2 protein-coding genes are annotated in these 1,667 nt (G+C 31.9%); both read left to right on the forward strand.

What is annotated here, in order from left to right:
- Window positions 1-489 precede the first annotated feature (489 nt).
- Window positions 490-999, forward strand: coding sequence for a hypothetical protein (locus F6K13_RS32030; RefSeq protein WP_124146174.1), 510 nt, complete (start codon window positions 490-492; stop codon window positions 997-999).
- 372 nt (window positions 1,000-1,371) lie between these two features.
- The coding region (locus F6K13_RS32035) for an NUDIX hydrolase (protein WP_287289729.1) at window positions 1,372-1,667 on the forward strand (296 nt) is incomplete at its 3' end.

Raw genomic sequence — 1,667 nt, forward strand, 5'->3', positions numbered from 1 at the left:
AAATATTAAGAAGAAGTAAGAAGGAAGAAGGAAGAAGGAAAAAATAATTGTGAGCCACCTAAAATAAAATTGGTATAACACCTAAGACCTAACACCTACTCTCACATAAAATTGGTATAAGAGTTAAATGATTGATTTAGAGAACTAATTCCACTTAATCTGGAAGATAATGTATTTAAGTTGGAACGAGAAAAACATACAGCAGAAATTGATAGATAAAAGAAAAGAAAAACATCGGTGTCATTTCAGTTATCAGTTATCAGTACCTCTGCAATAAGGAGACTTGAAATACGGAATTATCTTTTTTTTGATCCCCTTAAAAGGGGAAGCTTTAGACAACAATTTTTCGGTAAAAAGGTTTCCAGGACTTTTTAATGTCAGAAAATCACCAACAGTTGTTTGACATCTTATTTTAAAATGCTATAAGTTTCTAGACTTATTTCAATTTTCAGCTTTTATTTATTTATGCGTTATTTTGTCTTCAAACCAATGATTAACAAGGTAAATTCTCTCATCTTGGCTATAGTTTTGATTTTATTATCAGTTGCAATACCTAACTTTAATCTACCTGTAGCTAATGCAGAAAATATTCTCTCAGGATTTAGCTTGTCTGCACAAAATGATTTGCAAATTACCGTAGGGCAAAGTCAAAAATCAGCCGATAAATTAGCTTTAGATTTACAGAAAAATCTCAACAGTAAAAGGAATGAAATTGGGAAATTAGCTATATTAATTATTCATCCCCACGGAGAGTTTGACAAAACAGAACCAATTTCGTTAGCAGAGAGAGAAGGTGGGGGGTCAGTATTAGAAATGAAGATACATTGGCATAGAAAACTGCCCTTTATGACACGCAATCATTTAACTATTATTGACTGGGAAATTTTACACAATCGACATTTTGGAGCTGCTGTTATTTTAGATGATGCTATACTTTCTCCGATTCATCCTCAAGAGTTAAATAATTTATTTAAAGAGTTACTGCCAGATAATCTCTAAAAATCGGATGTAATCAGAATTTTGATATTCTTGCCCACATTCGGCACTTCAATTTGTCACATGAAAATTAGTATAAAATCCGTAGCTTGCTTAAGTATTTATACTATATAAATTATCTTCATTTACCTCGATCGGGAGTCAAATTCTCAGTTAAATATGCCAGCATAAATACTTACTGAATCCTTGACTCCTATTGACCACTATAATTTTCTTCTTATTTCTTATTTCTTACTTCTTATTTCTTACTTTTGACTTTTGACTTATATTTTGATGTTACATTTTGTGGTGCGGAATGTGGGTTCTTGCCATGTCCACTGCATCCTTTCTGGGTCTAGTTGAATTGATTAAATGGTTACTCATATCTATTGATTTATGACTAATTTAAAAAAATGGAAGCTTTTACAATCTAGGTTAGTAATTAATAATAAATGGTGTCAGGTAAGACAGGATGAAGTTGAATTACCGAATGGCAAAATTATAGATGATTTTTTTGTTAATGTTAGACCAGATATTGCTCTTGTTTTTCCTGTAACTGTTCGACAAGAAATTGTATTTGTCCGTCAATATAGACATGGAGTTGGTAAAGTCTTATTAGAGCTACCCGCAGGATCTTTTAATCCTCAAGTAGAAATTCCTGAAGTAGCTGCTAGTAGAGAACTTACTGAAGA

Origin of the sequence: Okeania sp. SIO2B9 (genome assembly GCF_010672505.1) — a bacterium.
GTDB classification, from domain to species: Bacteria; Cyanobacteriota; Cyanobacteriia; order Cyanobacteriales; family Microcoleaceae; genus Okeania; species Okeania hirsuta.

Excerpts from the sequence above, each read along its gene's own strand:
- F6K13_RS32030 (WP_124146174.1), top strand. The coding sequence starts at position 490 with ATGATTAACAAGGTAAATTCTCTCATCTTGGCTATAGTTTTGATTTTA.